Origin of the sequence: Enterobacter cloacae complex sp. IR5418, assembly GCF_049238105.1 — a bacterium.
In the GTDB taxonomy this organism is placed as follows: Bacteria; Pseudomonadota; Gammaproteobacteria; order Enterobacterales; family Enterobacteriaceae; genus Enterobacter; species Enterobacter hormaechei.
Genome location: NZ_JBMKHS010000035.1, coordinates 12,681 through 32,446, shown reverse-complemented (window position 1 = coordinate 32,446; position 19,766 = coordinate 12,681). Strand labels below are relative to the sequence as shown.

Below are 19,766 nucleotides of genomic sequence, written 5' to 3'. Positions count from 1 at the left end.
GCTGACCCGGCGGCTTGCGTGCCGTTGTTCCGTGTCAGTGGAGGCGCATTATAGGGAGTAATTCCGAACCTGCAAGGCTAAAGTGAAAATTATTTACTGACTGCTCACTTTCCAGGCAAATCACGCTCCAGACCTCAATTTTCGCCTGGTTTTTAAACAAAAACGAGCCGCAAGCGGCCCGTTTTTGCATTTTGTGACTTACTGCACTGCCACAATGCGATCGTCGTTGGCTTCCAGCCGGATAACTTTGCCCGGAACCAGCTCCCCGGAGAGGATTTGCTGCGCCAGCGGGTTTTCGATTTGCTGCTGGATAGCACGTTTTAACGGACGCGCCCCATAAACAGGATCGTAACCATTCGCGCTCAGCAGTTTCAGCGCATCGTCGGAAATGTGGATTTCGTAACCACGTTCTTCCAGACGTTTGTACAGACGCTGCAACTGGATCTGCGCAATCGACGCGATATGTTTCTCACCCAGCGGATGGAACACAACCACTTCATCGATACGGTTGATGAACTCCGGACGGAAGTTTTGGCTGACCACACCCAGCACCAGATCTTTCATATGGCTGTAATCCAGCTCACCGAAGCGTTCCTGAATCAAATCGGAACCCAGGTTCGAGGTCATGATCACCACCGTGTTACGGAAATCGACCGTTCTCCCCTGCCCGTCTGTCAGACGCCCGTCATCCAGCACCTGCAACAGGATGTTAAACACGTCAGGGTGTGCCTTTTCCACTTCATCCAGCAGGATGACGGAATATGGACGACGACGAACCGCTTCCGTCAGGTAACCGCCCTCTTCATAACCGACATATCCAGGAGGCGCACCGACCAGACGCGAGACGGAGTGTTTCTCCATAAACTCGGACATATCAATACGCACCATCGCGTCATCGCTGTCGAACATAAAGTTAGCCAGCGCTTTACACAGCTCGGTTTTACCGACACCGGTTGGCCCCAGGAACAGGAACGAACCGATTGGACGATTAGGATCGGACAACCCCGCGCGGCTACGACGAATGGCGTTAGATACCGCTTCGACCGCTTCGTTCTGACCAATGACGCGCTGATGCAGATCCTGCTCCATACGCAGCAGTTTCTCGCGTTCGCTTTCCATCATGCGTGCCACAGGAATCCCCGTCCAGCGCGCCAGCACTTCGGCAATCTCGGCATCCGTCACTTTATTACGCAACAGACGCATAGTTTTGCCTTCCGACTGCGTGGCGATCTCAAGCTGTTTTTCCAGCTCAGGGATCTTGCCGTACTGTAACTCAGACATCCGCGCCAGATCGCCAACGCGACGCGCCTGCTCAATGGCAATTTTCGCCTGCTCCAGCTCCGCCTTGATTGTCTGGGTGCCAGAAAGGGATGCTTTCTCAGCTTTCCACTCTTCTTCCAGCTCAGAATACTGGCGCTCTTTCTCATCCAGTTCTTCGTTGAGCATATCGAGGCGTTTCTTACTCGCTTCATCAGACTCTTTGTTCAGCGCCTGCTGTTCCAGCTTGAGCTGGATAATGCGGCGATCGAGTCGGTCCAGCTCTTCCGGTTTCGAGTCAATCTGCATACGGATGCTGGACGCGGCTTCATCAATAAGGTCGATGGCTTTATCCGGCAACTGACGGTCAGCAATGTAACGATGCGAAAGCGTCGCCGCCGCAACGATGGCCGGGTCAGTGATCTGCACATGATGGTGCAGCTCATATCGCTCTTTCAGACCACGCAAAATGGCGATGGTATCTTCAACACTTGGCTCAGCGACGAACACCTTCTGGAAACGGCGCTCCAGCGCAGCATCTTTTTCGATGTACTGACGATACTCGTCCAGCGTAGTGGCACCAACGCAGTGAAGCTCACCGCGAGCCAGCGCAGGTTTCAGCATGTTCCCGGCATCCATTGCGCCGTCTGCTTTACCCGCCCCTACCATGGTGTGCAGTTCGTCGATAAACAGGATGACGTTACCTTCCTGTTTCGCCAGATCGTTCAGCACGCCTTTCAGACGCTCTTCAAACTCACCGCGATATTTCGCCCCGGCCACCAGCGCGCCCATATCCAGCGCCAGTACGCGACGGCCTTTCAGCCCTTCCGGCACTTCGCCGTTGACAATACGCTGCGCCAGACCTTCAACGATGGCGGTTTTACCGACACCGGGTTCACCAATCAGCACCGGGTTGTTTTTAGTACGACGTTGCAGTACCTGGATAGTCCGGCGAATTTCTTCGTCACGGCCAATTACCGGGTCAAGTTTGCCCTGCTCGGCACGTTCGGTCAGGTCGACCGTAAATTTCTTCAAAGCCTGACGTTGGTCTTCGGCTCCCTGGTCGTTCACGCTTTCACCTCCGCGCATTTTCTCAATCGCCTGGGTCACATTAGCGGTGGTTGCACCGGCGGATTTCAGCAGATCGGTCAAGGTACCGCGTGATTCAAGCGCCGCCAGAACAAACAGCTCTGACGAAATAAAATTGTCCCCACGTTTTTGCGCCAGCTTGTCGCAAAGGTTCAGCACGCGCACCAGATCCTGAGACGGCTGCACGTCGCCGCCGGTACCTTCCACCTGCGGTAAACGGCTCAGCGCCTGATCGATGGCGGTGCGTAACTGGCCAGCATTAATGCCAGCGGACGTTAATAAAGGACGTACCGATCCCCCTACCTGATTCAGCAAGGCGCTCATTAAATGAAGAGGTTCGATAAATTGGTTGTCGTGCCCCAGTGCGAGGGACTGGGCATCGGCGAGAGCAAGCTGGAATTTATTAGTAAGACGATCCAGACGCATAACTCCTCCCATAACAGGTCAAATTTGCTACTGGAGATTAAATGAGGTCATCCCTCAATTATTCAAGGTTAATAACCTGAATTATGTGAAAAGAAAACGGCGCGTACCGGATCGTCTTGATTCTTTAGGTTATATCAGCCAAATGAAACTTGCCATACGGCCTGTCGTCTTGTCGCGACGATAGGAGAAAAAATCACCCTTTTCGGTGAAGGTACAGCGATCTCCGCCGAAGATCTGGGTTACGCCGACGTTATTCAGGCGCTGGCGGGCAAGCTGGTAAATATCGGCCAGATATTTATCGCCACAAGCCACAAACGCTTCGACCGCTTGCGGATCTTTTTCTATAAAGGCATCGCGCACTTCCGGTCCGACCTCAAATGCCTGCGGGCCAATCGCCGGGCCAAGCCAGGCGATGAGATTTGCCGAATCGTCCTGGAAGCAGGCGACGGTCTCTTCCAGTACGCCTTCGCACAAACCTCGCCAACCGGCATGGGCAGCAGCCACTTCAGTACCTGCCTGATTGCAGAACAACACTGGCAGGCAATCAGCGGTCATCACCGCGCAAACCGTTCCCGGCGTATTGCTGTACGAAGCATCGGCGCGTTTAGACGCATAGGGTTCACCCGTCAGCTTCAACACCGCTTTACAGTGCACCTGCTCAAGCCAGACCGGTTTTGAAGGAAGATTTCCCGCCGCAAAGAGGCGTTTACGGTTCTCTTCAACGTCTTCCAGGTTATCGCCACAGTGCGCACCGAGGTTCAGAGACTCCCAAGCGCCCTGGCTCACGCCACCGATACGGGTAGAACTACAGGCGGCCACGCCTTCAGGCAGTGGCCACTCCGGGACAATCAGTTTGGTCATAACCAGTCCACGTGATCCTTATGGTCTTCGAAATCTGCGCGCATCGCGTCGATAAGTTCCACCATATCCTGTGGGATCGGCGCATGCCATTCCATCTGAATTCCGGTGATTGGGTGGTAAAGACGCAGCATCGTCGCATGCAGCGCCTGGCGATCGAATTTACGCAGCACGGAGATGAATTCATCCGACGCGCCCTTTGGTGGACGCGGACGACCACCGTAAACCGGGTCACCCACCAGCGGATGGGTAATATGCGCCATGTGCACGCGGATCTGGTGAGTACGCCCGGTTTCCAGACGCAGACGCAGGCGCGTATGAATACGGAAATGCTCCATGATGCGGTAGTGGGTCACCGCCGGTTTACCCATCGGGTGTACGGACATATGCGTACGCTTGGTTGGGTGACGACTGATAGGCTCTTCCACCGTGCCGCCAGAAGTCATATGACCAATCGCCACCGCTTCATACTCACGGGTGATTTCACGCAGTTGCAAAGATTCCACCAGGCGAGTCTGGGCGGGAATCGTCTTCGCCACCACCATCAGCCCCGTGGTGTCTTTATCCAGACGGTGAACGATACCGGCACGCGGTACGTCGGCAATCGGCGGATAATAATGAAGGAGTGCGTTCAGTACCGTACCGTCAGGATTGCCCGCGCCCGGGTGAACAACAAAATCGCGCGGCTTGTTGATGACCAGAATATCGTCATCTTCGTAGACGATATCCAGCGGGATATCCTGCGGCTCGAAGCGGATTTCCTCTTCGATTTCAGCATTGATGGCGACAGCTTCCCCACCAAACACTTTCTCTTTTGGTTTGTCCCAGATCTTGCCGTTTACCAGCACGCGCTGGTCAAGGATCCATTCTTTTATGCGTGAACGCGAATAATCAGGGAACAATTCGGCCAAAGCCTGATCTAAGCGTTGACCGAGCTGATTTTCGGAGACTGTTGCGGTGAGTTCTACTCGTTGTGCCATAAACTGCTTCTTCGTTTAACGTTGGGTTTTACGGCTTTGCCGTTTAATATAGTGTGCTATTGTAGCTGGTCTTAATCGGGAGCAGGAACTGAGTTTCTCCCGGACAAACATTTGAGGAAAGTCAAAACGTCATGACGCGCATGAAATATCTGGTGGCAGCGGCCACGTTGAGCCTGGCTTTGGTGGGCTGCTCCGGTTCGAATGAACAGGTCCCTGACAATCCGCCGAATGAAATCTATGCGACTGCACAACAAAAGTTGCAGGACGGTAACTGGAAACAGGCGATAACGCAACTGGAAGCGTTGGATAATCGCTATCCATTTGGTCCGTATTCGCAGCAGGTACAGTTAGATCTTATCTACGCCTACTACAAAAATGCCGATCTGCCGCTGGCTCAGGCAACGATCGATCGTTTCATGCGTCTGAACCCTACCCATCCTAACATCGATTACGTGATGTATATGCGCGGCCTGACTAACATGGCGCTGGATGACAGTGCATTGCAGGGCTTCTTCGGGGTGGATCGTTCCGACCGTGACCCGCAACATGCGCGTGATGCTTTCAATGACTTCTCCAAACTGGTACGCAGCTACCCGAACAGCCAGTACATTACCGATGCCACTAAGCGTCTGGTGTTCCTGAAAGATCGTCTGGCGAAATACGAGTACTCCGTTGCGGAATATTACACCCGCCGTGGCGCATGGGTTGCCGTGGTTAACCGTGTAGAAGGCATGCTGCGTGATTATCCTGATACGCAGGCCACGCGTGATGGCCTGAAGCTGATGGAGAATGCGTATCGCCAGATGCAGATGACGGCTCAGGCTGACAAAGTGGCGAAAATCATTGCCGCAAACAGCAGCAACACCTGATACCGCTACAATGCATAACGGCAGCCCGCAGGCTGCCGTTTTTTTATTCTTTCAGACTTACGCTGAAGCGGTTTAGCTTCAACACATCCATTCAACTATGACCGCAATTGTTGGCTTCGACAAGGTAAATTTCACCTCTTCCTGCCCCGCCTCACAAAAAAGATTCCCTGACAAAAACCGACAAAATAACGTGATCTAAATCACACATTTTGACATTAGGTCGGGTATGCTGGAATCACCAAGACGGAAAGACAAGAGGTAAAATTTATGACAATGAACATTACCAGTAAACAAATGGAAATTACTCCGGCAATCCGCCAGCACGTCGCAGACCGTCTCGCCAAACTGGATAAATGGCAAACACATTTGATTAATCCACATATCATCCTGTCCAAGGAGCCGCAGGGTTTCGTCGCTGATGCAACTATCAATACTCCAAACGGCCACCTGGTCGCCAGCGCAAAACACGAGGATATGTACACCGCAATTAACGATTTGATCAACAAGCTGGAACGGCAGCTCAATAAAGTGCAACACAAAGGTGAAGCCCGTCGCGCCACCACCTCGGTGAAAGACGCCAGCTTCGCGGAAGAAGTTGAAGAAGAGTAATCCTTTACATTGAGTGTACCGACAACGCGCCTCCGGGCGCGTTTTTTATTGACAGGATCAAAACAGTACAGGTACTTTAACCTTATCAATTTCAGGATGACCTTATGAAACAGACGCCGTTCTTCTTCGCATTCTTTTTTACCTTCCCCTGACCGGGAGGCGTTTCGTCGTGTGATAAAGAATGCGAAGACGAACAACAAGGCCTCCCACACCGGGAGGCCTTTTTTATTGATAACGATAAAATGAGACAGACAACACTATGACACCGGAAAACCCGCTCCTGGATTTACGCGTAAAAATCAGTGCGCTCGACGAAAAGTTACTGGCCCTGCTGGCAGAACGCCGCGCGCTCGCCATTGAAGTGGGCAAAGCCAAGCTGGATTCCCATCGCCCGGTTCGTGATATCGACCGCGAGCGTGATTTACTGGAACGGTTGATACAGCTCGGCAAAGCGCATCATCTTGATGCTCACTACATCACCCGCCTGTTCCAGCTCATCATCGAAGATTCCGTTCTGACGCAACAAGCCCTGCTCCAGCAGCATCTGAACAAAACCAACCCGCACTCTGCTCGTATCGCTTTCCTCGGCCCGAAAGGCTCCTATTCTCACCTGGCGGCTCGCCAGTACGCCGCCCGCCATTTCGAAGAGTTTATTGAGAGCGGCTGTGCAAAATTTGCAGATATTTTCAACCAGGTCGAAACCGGCCAGGCCGATTACGCCGTGGTGCCTATTGAGAACACCAGTTCCGGCGCCATCAACGATGTTTACGATCTGCTCCAGCACACCAGCCTGTCGCTGGTCGGCGAGTTAACGATCCCTATCGATCACTGCGTACTGGTCTCCGGCTCAACCGATCTGAGTCAGATCGAAACGGTGTACAGCCACCCGCAGCCGTTCCAGCAGTGCAGCCAGTTCCTGAACCGTTATCCGCACTGGAAAATTGAGTACACCGAAAGCACCTCGGCGGCGATGGAAAAGGTGGCACAGGCAAACTCTCCTGCCGTCGCGGCACTCGGTAGCGAAGCGGGTGGCGCACTGTATGGCTTACAGGTACTGGAACGTAACCTGGCCAACCAGACGCAAAATATCACCCGTTTCGTGGTTCTGGCCCGCAAGGCTATTAATGTGTCGGACCAGGTCCCGGCGAAAACCACCCTGCTGATGGCAACTGGCCAGCAGGCGGGTGCGCTGGTTGAAGCGCTGCTGGTGCTGCGTAATCACAACCTGATCATGACGAAGCTAGAATCCCGCCCAATTCATGGTAACCCATGGGAAGAGATGTTCTATCTCGATGTTCAGGCCAACCTGGAGTCTGCATCCATGCAGAAAGCCCTGCGCGAACTGGGCGAGATCACCCGTTCGATGAAAGTGCTGGGCTGCTATCCAAGCGAAACCGTGGTTCCGGTTGACCCGGTTTAACGTTCAATAAAGCGGCTTTTCTTCATCCCTGCCACATTTACAGGCAGGGTGAAGATGGCACCGGAAAGCGGGTATTTCGCCAGTTCCTCCGTCTCCATATTTTCCCGCGTGGTGGTAATGAACAGCGTTTTCATATCGTCGCCGCCAAAGCAGACCATTGTCGGGCAGCGTACCGGCAGCCGATACTCTTCCAGCTGTTCGCCTTGCGGTGAAAACCGTGCGATACGCCAGCCGTCAAACAGTGCGCTCCAGTAGCAGCCTTCCTCATCCATTGCCGCTCCGTCGGGTATACCTTCTCCCTCGCTAAACCGGCGAAACTCTTCGCGCTTACCGGGTTCCCCCTGCTCATCAAGCGGCGTACGGTAGATCACCCCGTTTGGGGTGTCAGAAGTAAACATCCACCGTTTATCAGGACTAAAGGCTAAACCGTTATGCCCGTGAATATCGCACTGGATCACTTTCGGCGTAAGATCGTTGTCGATACGCATCAGCATGGCGCCGTTATAATCTCCCGGCCCCCAGAACGTGCCTGCATAAAATCGCCCCTGATGATCAGTACCGCCATCGTTAAAGCGTGCAAGCTGCGGGTTGGACGGGTTATCGCAAACCTTACGCTGGAGCAGGCCGTGTTTATCAGTCAGCCAGATGGCGTTTCGCATCGCGACGATAAATCCGCCGCGTTCACGCAGGGCAAAACACCCGACTTCTTCATGGAACGAGAGCACCGAGTGTTCCGCGGTGGGCAAATGATAGCGATGGATCTCCCCTTCCAGGATATCCGCCCAGTAGAGCGCCTTCTCGTCTGCACTCCACGTCGGGCATTCGGGCAGATGCCCGGTATAGTTCAACAGCAGCTGCGGTTCAGCCATGACAGTTCCCCAAAAATGAAAAAAGCCAGCAATGCTGGCTTTCAGTATATACATCATCAGATTACTGGCGACTGTCATTTGCCTGGCGTAACAGCGTGCGGCTTTCACTCTGGAACCGCGTGGCGTAATCACCGAACCAGTGCTCGACTTTACGGAAACTGTCGATAAAGGCTTGTTTATCGCCATGTTCCAGCAAAGTGATCGCTTCACCAAAACGCTGGTAGTAGCGTTTGATCAGCGCCAGGTTATTTTCAGACGACATGATGATGTCGGCGTAAAGCTGTGGATCCTGGGCAAACAGTCGCCCGACCATCGCCAGCTCCAGACGATAGATTGGCGATGAAAGCGCCAGCAATTGTTCAAGCTGAACGTTCTCCTCCGCCAGGTGCAGCCCATAGGCAAAGGTTGCAAAGTGGCGCAGCGCCTGAATAAACGCCATGTTCTGGTCATGCTCTACCGCGCTGATGCGGTGTAAACGCGCTCCCCAGACCTGAATCTGTTCCAGGAACCACTGGTAGGCTTCCGGCTGCCGTCCGTCACAGTAAACCACTACCTGCTTCGCCAGGCTGCCGCTGTCCGGGCCAAACATCGGGTGTAACCCAAGCACAGGGCCGGTGTGCGCCGCCAGCATTGCCTGTAGCGGACCATTTTTAACGGAGGCCAGGTCCACCAGAATGCAATCTTCCGGCAGCGGAGGAAGTTTAGCGATAATCTGCTCCGTCACATGGATCGGCACACTGACGATAACCATTCCGGCGTCTTTCATCAGCTCCGGCGCGTGCGACCAGTCCTCTTTCTCCAGAATGCGCACCTGATAACCAGAAAGCGTCAGCATTTTCTCAAACAAACGCCCCATCTGTCCGCCACCACCGACGATGACCACCGGACGCAGCGACGGACAGAGAGTTTTGAAACCCTTATCGTTTTCGCTGGAATAGGACTCGCGCATGACGCGACGCAGGACGTCCTCAATCAAATCAGGTGAAACGCCCAGGGCCTGCGCCTCTTTACGACGGGAGGCGAGCATAGAGGCCTCGCGCTCCGGAACGTAAATCGGCAGGCCGTATTTGCTTTTAACTTCGCCGACCTCAGCAACCAGAGCCATGCGGCGCGCCAGAAGATCCAGCAACGCCTTATCCACTTCATCAATTTGATCGCGTAATGCGGTCAATTCAGCAACCATAACTACCCTCTTATGCCAGACGCGTCGCCAGCTGGCCGTTCAAATCTTTGTGGATCTCACGCAGCAGCGCATCGGTGGTTTCCCAGCTGATGCAGGCATCCGTGACGGAGACGCCGGGCTTCATCGCGCTATGCGGTTGTTCCGATGACTGATTGCCTTCATGAATATTACTTTCAATCATCAGGCCGATAATTGAACGGTTGCCATCTTTTATCTGGGCAATCACAGATTCTGCAACCGCAGGCTGGCGACGGTAATCTTTATTCGAATTACCATGACTGCAATCTACCATCAGCGCCGGGCGCAGTCCCGCCTGTTCCATCTCTTTTTCACACTGCGCGACATCCGCCGGGCTGTAGTTTGGCGCTTTACCGCCGCGCAGGATCACATGCCCGTCCGGGTTGCCCTGCGTTTGCAGCAGACATACCTGTCCCGCCTGGTTGATTCCGACAAAACGATGGGGCATGGCGGCGGCGCGCATGGCGTTAATTGCCGTGGCAAGGCTGCCGTCAGTACCGTTTTTAAAACCAACCGGCATAGACAGGCCAGACGCCATCTCGCGGTGGGTTTGTGACTCGGTGGTACGCGCACCAATTGCAGACCAGCTAAACAGATCGCCGAGGTATTGCGGGCTGTTCGGATCCAGCGCTTCGGTTGCCAGCGGCAGCCCCATGCTGACCAGTTCCACCAGCAGGCGACGCGCAATTTTCAAGCCAGCTTCCACATCAAACGAGCCATCCATGTGCGGATCGTTAATCAACCCTTTCCAGCCAACCGTCGTACGTGGCTTCTCAAAATAGACGCGCATCACCAGATAGAGGCTATCGCTGACCTCCTCCGCTAATGCTTTAAATCGACGAGCGTACTCAATGGCGGTTTCAGGATCGTGAATGGAGCAAGGACCACATACCACCAGCAGACGCGGATCGCGGCCAGCGATAATGTCAGAAATGGTCTGGCGAGAGTGCTCAATCTGAGCTTCCTGCGCGACGCTCAGCGGGAATTCCGCCTTCAGTTGATCCGGGGTAATTAATACCTGTTCGTCAGTGATATGTACGTTGTTCAGCGCGTCTTTTTGCATGATTGCGATCCTGTAAAACTCGTTTGCGATAGTGGTTTTCCTCGAAGAGGTGACACAACGATACCACAACAAGTAAAGATTTCAATCCAAAATACGTACACATTACTTTACAAGTGCCATTTAAACACCAAAAACATCGCTTAAAAACGTAAAGATAAAATTACACGCACGCATTTACTGCCTGTCTACGCTCACACAAGGGACACTATCCAGGCGCTGGCCGTTAGCTTATTAACCCTCTGGTGAATTGGAGAGAAACTTGCGTGACCACTGATTCCTGGCAACAAAAAATGAATGAAATTATGAATTCCAGCTGGCTTAATCAAACCAGGCTTAATTCTCGGGAATATCGATCGCTGTAAGATTTAGCTTAAGTCAAAACAGGGATATTTCTGACATAATGACGGCTTTGATAAACAATGGTATTCTGCCGACAATTCTTAAGGACATCTATTTCCGGGGCGGTTTGGCGGATTCTGATGGGAAATGCAATCTTGATCGCTTTGCTCCGACTCCCCCTGGCGCTAATGCTGTTCATTTTAGTGACCCCTGCCACGGCAGGCTCGTTCACGGAAACGGATAAATCGGTACGTTCGATTGTTTCTGGTATTGTGAGCTACACCCGATGGCCAGCACTGTCCGGCCAGCCTAAGCTCTGTATTTATGCCTCTTCCCATTACAGACAGGCGCTCAGCAGTGAAGATATACACAACCCGTTGCCCTATAGTCCTGTCATTGTGCATAGCGATCGGGAAGTACTTTCAGCACGGTGTGATGCCCTCTATTTCGGGAGTGAGCCCCCGGCAAAACAACAGGAAATAATAAATCAATATCAGGGCCAGGCGTTGCTATTAATGTCAGAGCAAAATCCTGAATGCGTTATTGGCAGCGCATTTTGTCTGATAATAGAGCACGACCAGGTCAGGTTTTCCGTCAATCTGGATGCGCTGGCGCGCAGTGGCGTAAGAGTCAATCCGGATGTATTAATGCTCGCACGGAATAAGAAGCATGAATAAGGAAGTCGCACCAACACCGCGTCCGACGTTTAAAAGAACGTTGCGGCGAATCAGCATGATAAGCGTCATTATAACAATGACGTTTATATGGTTGCTGCTGTGTTTCGCTTCCGTGGTGACATTAAAGCAATACGCGCAAAAAAACCTCGAACTTACCGGCGCCACCATGAGCCACAGTCTTGAAGCCTCTCTGGTGTTCAACGATGCCGTGGCGGCAAATGAAACGCTGGCAACCCTCGGCAAGCAGGGGCAATTTGCCGTGGCGGAAGTGCTTAACGCCCATCATAAACGGTTTGCCTGGTGGTCATGGAACCCAGCGGATAATACCGACACGCTGGGCGCGCTGGTCAACCGTTGGTTGTTCCCTCTTCCTGTCGCACAGCCCATCATACATAACGGCAATGTGATTGGCGAAATTCGTCTGACAGCACGAGACAGCTTAATTAGCCATTTTATCTGGCTCTCATTTGCGGTCCTCACCGGCTGCATTCTTTTTGCCTCTGCCGTCGCATTGACCATCACCCGCTCGCTACATCATGGCATGGTGGCTGAAATGCAAAATATCACCGACGTTGTGCATGACGTTCGCACCAACCGCAACTTCTCTCGCCGGGTAACGGAAGGCCGCATTGAAGAGTTCCACCAGTTTGGTGAAGACTTCAACAGCCTGCTGGATGAAATGGAGGAGTGGCAGCTCAAGCTACAGGCCAAAAACGCTCAGCTGTTGCGTACTGCCATGCACGATCCGCTTACGGGGCTGGCAAACCGCGCCGCGTTTCGCAACAACATTGCGGCATTAATGAATGACGCTTCGGCAAAAACCAATTCTGCCCTGCTCTTCCTTGATGGCGACAACTTCAAGTTTATCAATGACACCTGGGGTCATGCCGCGGGTGACTGCGTACTGATCGAAGCCGCCAAAAGGATGGTCGAGTTTGGCGAAAAACGTCATCAGTCTTACCGCCTTGGCGGCGACGAATTTGCCATGATCCTGTACGGCGTCCACACCGCGCATGAGGTCGAATATATTTGTGCTGCGCTGTCGCAGCAATTTATCCGTCCGTTTGATCTGCATAACGGGCACACAGCATCAATGTCACTCAGCATTGGCTTTGCTCTGGCGTGGGAAAATGCCTCCGTTGAGGCCTTACTGGAGCAAGCCGATCGCAATATGTATCTGGTCAAGAACCAGCGTTCCAAAACAATATCCTGAAAGGAAGACGATATGTTAAAGCGATATTTTGCGCCGTTGTTACTGGCGTCACTGGTGATATCCGGATGCCAGACATCCCCTGAAGGGAAATTCACGCCAGAGCAAATAGCGGCCATGAAATCCTACGGCTTTAACGAACTGAATGGCGACTGGTCCCTGGGCCTGTCGGATAAGATCCTGTTTGATAAAAATGACGCCAGACTGCGCCCGGAAAGTGAAACGCAGATCCAGACTATGGCCTCACGTCTGGCGGCAACCGGGCTGAATCATGCCCGCATGGACGGCCATACGGATAACTATGGCGAAGAGAGCTACAACGAAGCGCTTTCGTTAAAACGGGCCAATGTCGTGGCGGATGCCTGGGCGAAGGGCGCGAACATCCCGCGCAGCAACCTCACCACGCGGGGTTTAGGCAAAAAATACCCTGTCAGCAGTAACCATACTGCGCAAGGGCGCGCTGAAAACCGCCGGGTTGCGGTGGTTATCAGCACGCCTTAAGGCTATTTAACGGATGTCCCGGCGAGCGACACATCTGAAGCCGCTCGCCAGCGCAGCCAGTCAATGACAATAAATACCGCCAGACTGACGCCCATGACCGGCAACGCCAGCCCCAGCAGAACGCTTATCAGGAACGTCACTCCCCTTCCCCACAGCGGCAATGCCAGCCAGCTTTGACAGAGCGTTTGTACCGGGTTCGCGGCTGACGTCGCAGGGCGACGCATCCACCACATCCGGTATCCCCAGATAATCAACACACACAGCGCAACACCAAACGCGATGAGCAGCAGCTGGTTTGCCAGACCAAACAAGATCCCCATATGGAAATCCACGCCCCAGCGGGTCAGTTTAGCCATCAGCGGGAAATCCCCGAAGCGAGTGCTGTCCAGCACCTTCAGAGAGTGAGGATCCACGGCTACGGCATCAACCTGCGTCGGCCAGCGGCGATCGATTTCCGTCACCGTCCAGGCCTGGTTAGCGCCTCTTCCCGGGCGGATCTCAACGTTGTTCGCATCAATCCCTGACTGGCGGGCGACCTGCAATACGCTGTCAAAAAGCGACAGTTTGACTGGCATTTCAGGCATCGTCACTCCCCCGTGATGACCACGATGTTCGGCGTGTTCATCCCTCATTTCCGGCGCACCGGAAAGGGTGGTATTTACCTGCGGCGTCAGCCAGTTCATCTCTGCCCGCAGCTTATCAACGTTACCCCCGGCCCATTGTGACCAGGTTAAACCAGTGGCGGAGAACAGCAGCATTCCCGCCAGCAGCGTCCAGCCTAAGATCACATGCAGGCGACGACGATTCTGGAAACGATTGTTAATGCGACGCTTCGGCCGGGTGTAGAACCACAGCGCGATCCCCCCCAGGGCAGCAACCCACATCCAGGAGGCGGCTAACTCGCTATAGAGCCGCCCGAGGTTGCCCAGCATCAGCGAGGTATGCAGATAATCGATAGTCTGACGCAGCGGTAAAATCCCGCTGGTGCCGTACACGGTCATATCCCCTCGAACCTCAAGGCTGGCGGGATCAATAAAAACAGCCCGGTGCTCGGAGGGACCCAGCGTCGGGTCGGCAAACATCACACGGGTCGTTTCGCCCTTTTCCAGCCCTGGACGAACGGCATGTAAACGCAGCGCTGAACCCACTGCGTTTTCCGCGACGGCAATTTGTTCAGCAAGAGGCTGCGCCTCACCCACGGCATCCGTGTGGAGTGCGTGATGGTACAGCGCATTTTCAAGCTGCGGCGTGGCCACATACAGCGTACCGGTCAGTGCGGCGAAGAAGATAAACGGACCGACAAACAGCCCGATATAGAAATGGAGGCGACGCAGCAGATTTCCCCATGCCGCGCGCGGAGTGCAGGTAGTCATACTTTTCCTTTTTAAGGCAAAAAGTGAGTGATTTTGTTTTAAAGGGAGAAAGCAGACCGACGCGGCGGCGCGCGGGTATCTGGGTAAAGCCAGGGGAAAAAGTGCCAGTGGCTGACCGCCTGACGAGGCGGCTTCACCCGCAACCGCTGCAACACCGCGCTGAGCAGAACAATCAGCGCCAGCATCACGCCCGGCACATGGGCTAACAGCACGCAGTAGCCGCACGCTTCTGCATGGTCGACTGGCATGGAATGTGACATTTCACCATGGTGCTCGTCCATCGACATCATGCTCATGTCATGGTGCATGCCAGGCATGGCGCTCATGGGATCTTTTTGCAGCGAGACGGAGATCAGCGGCGCCACGACGATCAGCAGGATCGCAAACAGCGCGGTCAATGCCGCTGCGCGTTTCCAGTTATGCTGATGCAGTACGTTATCCACTTACCCTCCACCCAAGAGGCGAACATTGTAAATGATTTATGACAGAAGGGTTAACGCGAGAGGTGCGATGAGATAAAAAAAGGGCCAGCCTTTCGGCCAGCCCTTTCTAACAGGATGTCGCTTAAGCGAATCTTAGTTCAGACGCTCTTTAATACGAGCAGACTTACCAGTACGCTCACGCAGGTAGTACAGTTTAGCTTTACGTACAGCACCACGACGTTTAACAGCAATGCTGTCAACTACCGGAGAGTGAGTCTGGAAGACACGCTCAACGCCTTCGCCGTTGGAAATTTTACGAACAGTGAATGCAGAGTGCAGACCGCGGTTACGAATAGCGATAACCACGCCCTCGAATGCCTGCAGACGTTTTTTGGAACCTTCAACAACCCATACTTTCACTTCCACGGTGTCACCTGGACGGAAGGAAGGTACGTCCTGCTTCATCTGCTCTTGTTCAAGTTGCTTAATAATGTTGCTCATAATTTAATCTCTTATCCTGGGTAAACTGATATTCGGGAGCGTATTACGCTTTCCCATCATGTTCATGCTGCTGGTGCGCGTGTTCAGTTTTGAACTCGGCCAGCAACTTTGCTTGCTCTTCAGTCAGAGCCAGGTTTTCCAGAAGTTCAGGTCTTCTAAGCCAGGTTCGGCCCAGCGACTGCTTCAAACGCCAGCGACGTATCTCGGCATGGTTTCCAGACAGTAACACTGCCGGGACCTCCATCCCTTCTAACACTTCAGGACGAGTATAGTGTGGACAGTCCAGCAATCCATCAGCAAAGGAATCTTCCGTTGCCGAAGCTTCATGGCCCAGAACACCCGGAATAAACCGGGCAACGGAGTCAATCAGCGTCATTGCCGGTAACTCACCACCGCTGAGAACGTAATCGCCGATAGACCATTCTTCGTCAATCTCGGTTTGAATTACGCGCTCATCTATCCCTTCGTAGCGACCACAGACCAGAATCAGCTTTTGATTCGTCGCCAGTTCGCTCACGCCCGCTTGATCAAGCTTGCGTCCCTGAGGTGACAGATAAATCACCTTCGCGCCTTCACCTGCCGCGGCTTTTGCTGTGTGAATGGCGTCCCGTAAGGGTTGCACCATCATTAACATCCCCGGTCCGCCGCCGTAAGGACGATCGTCCACGGTACGGTGCCGGTCATGCGTGAAGTCACGAGGACTCCAGCTCTGGATGCTCAGCAGGCCATTCTTTACTGCCCGGCCAGTTACCCCGTAATCGGTAATCGCGCGGAACATTTCAGGAAACAGGCTAATTATGCCAATCCACATAGCGCCGTCTTTTACCGTTTATCCGGAGAATTAAAAACCAGGATCCCAATCTACTTCAATGGTTTGAGTAGCGAGATCGACTTTCTTGATAACCTGTCCATCGAGGAACGGAACCAACCGCTCCTTGATGCCAAATGCATCTTTAAGGTTTGCCTTAATGACGAGAACGTCATTTGACCCGGTTTCCATCATGTCGATGACTTTACCCAGGCTGTAGCCTTCAGTGGTCACTACCTGGCAACCCATAAGGTCTTTCCAGTAGTAGTCACCCTCTTCCAGCTGTGGCAACTGCGACGAATCCACGACAATTTCACAATTAGTCAGCGCATTCGCGGCATCACGATCGTCAATGCCTTTCAGCTTGATGATGATGTCCTGATTGTGGTGACGCCAGCTTTCCAGCTCGACCTCTTCCCACTTACCGGCTTTCTGGATAAACCAGGGCTGGTAATTAAAAATGCTATCAGCGTCTTCAGTGGAGGAAAACACTCTGAGCCAACCACGGATACCGTAGCAAGAACCCATTTTTCCCAATACGATCGGTTCAACAGGTGCTTTATTGCTCATCATGACCACCGTGACAGATTAAGCTGCTTTGTTTGCTGCTTTGATCAGCGTAGCAACGCGATCGGAAACAGTAGCGCCCTGGCCAACCCAGTGAGCGATACGATCCAGATCCAGACGGGTTTCTTCTTCTGCGCCAGCGGCCAGTGGGTTGAAGAAACCAACGCGCTCGATGAAGCGACCGTTGCGTGCATTACGGCTGTCAGTCACAACAACCTGGTAGAACGGACGCTTTTTAGCGCCGTGACGTGCTAAACGAATAGTTACCATAACATCCTCTTGTGTGAATAAAACAACCGGGCCCCATCGAGGAACGGAGCCCGGGTGTCATATTAAAAGCCCGAAAATTTTACTGATTTCTGGGGAAAATGCAATCAGCATCTTGATACTGAGCATTAAACACGATTTATCTGCCGGGGAATCCTGGCGGCATCATGCCTTTCATGCCGCGCATCATCTTCGCCATGCCGCCTTTCTTCATTTTTTTCATCATGCGCTGCATGTCGTCGAACTGTTTCAGAAGGCGGTTAACGTCCTGTACCTGCATGCCGCAACCGGCTGCGATACGGCGCTTGCGGGAACCTTTGATGATTTCTGGCTTCGCACGCTCTTTCAGCGTCATGGAGTTGATGATTGCCTCCATACGCACCAGCACTTTGTCATCCATCTGCGATTTGACGTTATCCGGGATCTGCCCCATGCCCGGCAGCTTGCCCATCAGGCTTGCCATGCCGCCCATGTTTTTCATCTGACGCAGCTGTTCAAGGAAGTCGGTGAGATCGAAACCGTCGCCTTTTTTCAGCTTGCTGGCGAGTTTCTCTGCCTGCGCGCGGTCAACTTTGCTCTCGATATCTTCGATCAGCGACAGCACATCGCCCATGCCGAGGATACGGGAGGCAATACGATCCGGGTGGAATGGCTCCAGCGCTTCGGTTTTCTCGCCCACGCCGAGGAATTTAATCGGCTTACCGGTGATATGACGAATAGACAGCGCCGCACCGCCGCGGGCGTCGCCGTCGACTTTAGTCAGCACCACGCCAGTTAACGGCAGGGCTTCGTTAAACGCTTTCGCCGTGTTCGCTGCATCCTGGCCAGTCATAGCGTCAACAACAAACAGGGTCTCTACCGGGTTGATAGAGGCGTGCACCTGCTTGATTTCGTCCATCATCGCTTCGTCAACGTGCAGACGACCGGCGGTATCCACCAGCAGCACGTCGTAGAATTTCAGCTTCGCCTCTTTCAGCGCCGCGTTAACGATGTCGACAGGCTTCTGCGCCACGTCGGACGGGAAGAAGTCCACGCCAACCTGCTCGGCCAGCGTTTCCAGCTGTTTGATCGCCGCCGGGCGATACACGTCCGCCGACACCACCAGCACCTTTTTCTTGTGCTTTTCGCGCAGGAATTTCCCCAGCTTACCAACACTGGTGGTTTTACCCGCACCTTGCAGACCCGCCATCAGCACGACAGCCGGCGGCTGAGCCGCCAGGTTAAGCACCTGGTTCTCTTCGCCCATCGCCGAAACCAGCTCGTTACGGACGATTTTGACGAACTCCTGACCCGGAGTCAGACTCTTGTTCACTTCATGGCCAACCGCTTTCTCTTTCACGCGGTTGATAAAATCACGCACGACCGGCAACGCGACGTCTGCTTCCAGCAGCGCCATGCGCACTTCGCGCAGCGTTTCCTTGATATTCTCTTCGGTGAGGCGTCCACGGCCGCTGATGTTGCGCAGCGTGCGCGACAAACGATCGGTTAAATTATCAAACATTGTCTCTCGCCTGGGGTAGAAACGTTAGGTCGCCTGAGCGACACATACACAGAATTTTGCCGGAGTATAACATGAAGGCGCCTTTGTTGTTATGCAACGGTTGGAGCAGGCGTCACGTAACGTTATACTGCTTCTCTTTCTTATTAAGACAACTGTCGACGCCTATATGCCTGTTTTCGCACTGATCGCCCTTGTTGCCTACTCTGTCAGCCTCGCGCTGATCATTCCCGGACTGCTGCAAAAAAACAGCGGCTGGCGGCGCATGGCTATTCTTTCGGCAGTGATCGCACTGGTTAGCCACGCGTTTGCGCTGGAATCACGCATCATTCCCGGCGACGGCAGCGTCCAAAATCTGAGCGTGCTGAACGTCGGCTCGCTGGTCAGCCTGATGATCTGTACGGTCATGACGATTGTCGCGTCTAAAAACCGTGGCTGGCTGCTGCTGCCGATAGTTTACGCCTTTGCGCTGATCAACCTGGCGTTAGCCACGTTCATGCCCAATGAGTTTATTACCCATCTGGAAGCGACGCCGGGGATGCTGGTGCATATAGGCCTGTCGCTGTTCTCTTACGCGACGCTGATCATCGCCGCCCTTTACGCCATGCAGCTCGCCTGGATTGACTACCAGCTGAAAAATAAAAAGCTTGCGTTTAACCACGAAATGCCGCCGCTGATGGTGATTGAGCGTAAGATGTTCCACATCACCCAGGTCGGTGTGGTTCTGCTGACGCTGACGCTGTGCACGGGGTTGTTTTATATGAAGAACCTGTTCAGCGTGGAGAATATCGATAAAGCTGTCCTCTCCATCATCGCGTGGTTTGTCTATATTGTCCTGTTATGGGGCCATTATCATGAAGGCTGGCGCGGTCGTCGCGTGGTCTGGTTCAACGTTGCGGGTGCGGGCATTCTCACGCTTGCCTATTTTGGTAGCCGCTTCATACAGCAATTTGCTGGCTAAG

At 53.5% G+C, this 19,766-nt stretch carries 21 protein-coding genes and 1 other annotated feature; of the genes, 8 read left to right on the top strand and 13 right to left on the bottom strand.

The features are described from left to right. Positions 1 to 198 precede the first annotated feature (198 nt). The 3 genes from clpB to rluD form a co-directional block, all read right to left on the bottom strand. Positions 199 to 2,772, bottom strand: coding sequence for an ATP-dependent chaperone ClpB (gene clpB, locus ACOTX7_RS20165; protein ID WP_221256351.1), 2,574 nt, complete (start codon positions 2,770 to 2,772; stop codon positions 199 to 201). Positions 2,773 to 2,901: 129 nt separating this feature from the next. Next, positions 2,902 to 3,633: a purine nucleoside phosphorylase YfiH gene (yfiH, locus tag ACOTX7_RS20160; protein WP_221256352.1), complete on the bottom strand. Its 732-nt coding sequence runs from the start codon at positions 3,631 to 3,633 to the stop codon at positions 2,902 to 2,904. Continuing rightward, a complete protein-coding gene (gene rluD / locus ACOTX7_RS20155; protein ID WP_006811627.1) occupies positions 3,630 to 4,610 on the bottom strand; it encodes a 23S rRNA pseudouridine(1911/1915/1917) synthase RluD in 981 nt (326 codons plus the stop codon). The genes yfiH and rluD overlap by 4 nt, the downstream gene beginning before the upstream one ends. A gap of 131 nt (positions 4,611 to 4,741) precedes the next feature. On the opposite strand from rluD, the gene bamD reads away from it, so the two are divergent. From bamD to pheA, 4 genes are all read left to right on the top strand, one after another. Continuing rightward, positions 4,742 to 5,479, top strand: coding sequence for an outer membrane protein assembly factor BamD (gene bamD, locus ACOTX7_RS20150; RefSeq protein ID WP_003863164.1), 738 nt, complete (start codon positions 4,742 to 4,744; stop codon positions 5,477 to 5,479). A 267-nt stretch (positions 5,480 to 5,746) separates the two neighbouring features. Further along, positions 5,747 to 6,088: a ribosome-associated translation inhibitor RaiA gene (raiA, locus tag ACOTX7_RS20145; RefSeq protein ID WP_006811628.1), complete on the top strand. Its 342-nt coding sequence runs from the start codon at positions 5,747 to 5,749 to the stop codon at positions 6,086 to 6,088. Positions 6,089 to 6,191: 103 nt separating this feature from the next. Next, positions 6,192 to 6,317 (top strand) — a sequence feature (Phe leader region). Then, positions 6,193 to 6,240: a pheA operon leader peptide PheL gene (gene pheL, locus ACOTX7_RS20140; RefSeq protein WP_100229775.1), complete on the top strand. Its 48-nt coding sequence runs from the start codon at positions 6,193 to 6,195 to the stop codon at positions 6,238 to 6,240. It overlaps the preceding feature by 48 nt. A gap of 30 nt (positions 6,318 to 6,347) precedes the next feature. Beyond that, the gene (gene pheA / locus ACOTX7_RS20135) at positions 6,348 to 7,508 is read left to right on the top strand and encodes a bifunctional chorismate mutase/prephenate dehydratase (protein ID WP_006811629.1); all 1,161 of its coding nucleotides are present in this window, start codon (positions 6,348 to 6,350) and stop codon (positions 7,506 to 7,508) included. On the opposite strand, the gene ACOTX7_RS20130 is transcribed toward pheA, so the two are convergent. From ACOTX7_RS20130 to aroF, 3 genes are all read right to left on the bottom strand, one after another. After that, entirely contained in the window at positions 7,505 to 8,377 is an 873-nt protein-coding gene (locus ACOTX7_RS20130) for an SMP-30/gluconolactonase/LRE family protein (protein ID WP_221256353.1), read from the bottom strand. The genes pheA and ACOTX7_RS20130 overlap by 4 nt on opposite strands. A gap of 61 nt (positions 8,378 to 8,438) precedes the next feature. Further along, on the bottom strand, positions 8,439 to 9,560 hold the full coding sequence (gene tyrA, locus ACOTX7_RS20125; protein WP_006811631.1) for a bifunctional chorismate mutase/prephenate dehydrogenase: 1,122 nt from the start codon (positions 9,558 to 9,560) through the stop codon (positions 8,439 to 8,441). A 10-nt stretch (positions 9,561 to 9,570) separates the two neighbouring features. After that, a complete protein-coding gene (aroF, locus tag ACOTX7_RS20120; protein WP_221256354.1) occupies positions 9,571 to 10,641 on the bottom strand; it encodes a 3-deoxy-7-phosphoheptulonate synthase in 1,071 nt (356 codons plus the stop codon). Between the two features lie 479 nt (positions 10,642 to 11,120). On the opposite strand from aroF, the gene ACOTX7_RS20115 reads away from it, so the two are divergent. Genes ACOTX7_RS20115 through ACOTX7_RS20105 form a run of 3 tightly spaced genes read left to right on the top strand, consistent with a single transcriptional unit; the run spans position 11,121 to position 13,368 of the window. Continuing rightward, entirely contained in the window at positions 11,121 to 11,657 is a 537-nt protein-coding gene (locus tag ACOTX7_RS20115; RefSeq protein ID WP_205921607.1) for a YfiR family protein, read from the top strand. After that, positions 11,650 to 12,870, top strand: coding sequence for a diguanylate cyclase DgcN (gene dgcN, locus ACOTX7_RS20110; protein ID WP_221256355.1), 1,221 nt, complete (start codon positions 11,650 to 11,652; stop codon positions 12,868 to 12,870). Before ACOTX7_RS20115 ends, dgcN begins: the two co-directional genes overlap by 8 nt. Positions 12,871 to 12,882: 12 nt before the next feature. Continuing rightward, positions 12,883 to 13,368 (top strand): OmpA family protein, encoded by a 486-nt coding sequence (locus tag ACOTX7_RS20105; RefSeq protein WP_006811635.1) that lies wholly within the window; start codon positions 12,883 to 12,885, stop codon positions 13,366 to 13,368. 2 nt (positions 13,369 to 13,370) lie between these two features. On the opposite strand, the gene ACOTX7_RS20100 is transcribed toward ACOTX7_RS20105, so the two are convergent. From ACOTX7_RS20100 to ffh, 7 genes are all read right to left on the bottom strand, one after another. After that, positions 13,371 to 14,741: a PepSY-associated TM helix domain-containing protein gene (locus ACOTX7_RS20100; protein ID WP_221813670.1), complete on the bottom strand. Its 1,371-nt coding sequence runs from the start codon at positions 14,739 to 14,741 to the stop codon at positions 13,371 to 13,373. 38 nt (positions 14,742 to 14,779) lie between these two features. Then, entirely contained in the window at positions 14,780 to 15,184 is a 405-nt protein-coding gene (locus tag ACOTX7_RS20095) for a DUF2946 domain-containing protein (RefSeq protein ID WP_221256358.1), read from the bottom strand. Between the two features lie 132 nt (positions 15,185 to 15,316). Continuing rightward, positions 15,317 to 15,664 carry a 50S ribosomal protein L19 gene (gene rplS, locus ACOTX7_RS20090; RefSeq protein ID WP_002914145.1) on the bottom strand — a complete coding sequence of 116 codons (348 nt, stop codon included), beginning with the start codon at positions 15,662 to 15,664 and terminating at the stop codon, positions 15,317 to 15,319. 43 nt (positions 15,665 to 15,707) lie between these two features. Beyond that, entirely contained in the window at positions 15,708 to 16,475 is a 768-nt protein-coding gene (trmD, locus tag ACOTX7_RS20085; protein ID WP_003863138.1) for a tRNA (guanosine(37)-N1)-methyltransferase TrmD, read from the bottom strand. Between the two features lie 30 nt (positions 16,476 to 16,505). Then, the gene (rimM, locus tag ACOTX7_RS20080; protein WP_006811638.1) at positions 16,506 to 17,045 is read right to left on the bottom strand and encodes a ribosome maturation factor RimM; all 540 of its coding nucleotides are present in this window, start codon (positions 17,043 to 17,045) and stop codon (positions 16,506 to 16,508) included. A gap of 15 nt (positions 17,046 to 17,060) precedes the next feature. Then, the gene (gene rpsP, locus ACOTX7_RS20075; RefSeq protein WP_003863133.1) at positions 17,061 to 17,309 is read right to left on the bottom strand and encodes a 30S ribosomal protein S16; all 249 of its coding nucleotides are present in this window, start codon (positions 17,307 to 17,309) and stop codon (positions 17,061 to 17,063) included. Positions 17,310 to 17,445: 136 nt separating this feature from the next. Continuing rightward, complete coding sequence (ffh, locus tag ACOTX7_RS20070) at positions 17,446 to 18,807, bottom strand: signal recognition particle protein (RefSeq protein ID WP_003863132.1); 1,362 nt, start codon at positions 18,805 to 18,807, stop codon at positions 17,446 to 17,448. A 166-nt stretch (positions 18,808 to 18,973) separates the two neighbouring features. Between ffh and ACOTX7_RS20065 the strand changes: the two genes are divergently transcribed. Next, positions 18,974 to 19,765: a cytochrome C assembly family protein gene (locus ACOTX7_RS20065; protein ID WP_032674137.1), complete on the top strand. Its 792-nt coding sequence runs from the start codon at positions 18,974 to 18,976 to the stop codon at positions 19,763 to 19,765. Position 19,766 lies beyond the last annotated feature (1 nt).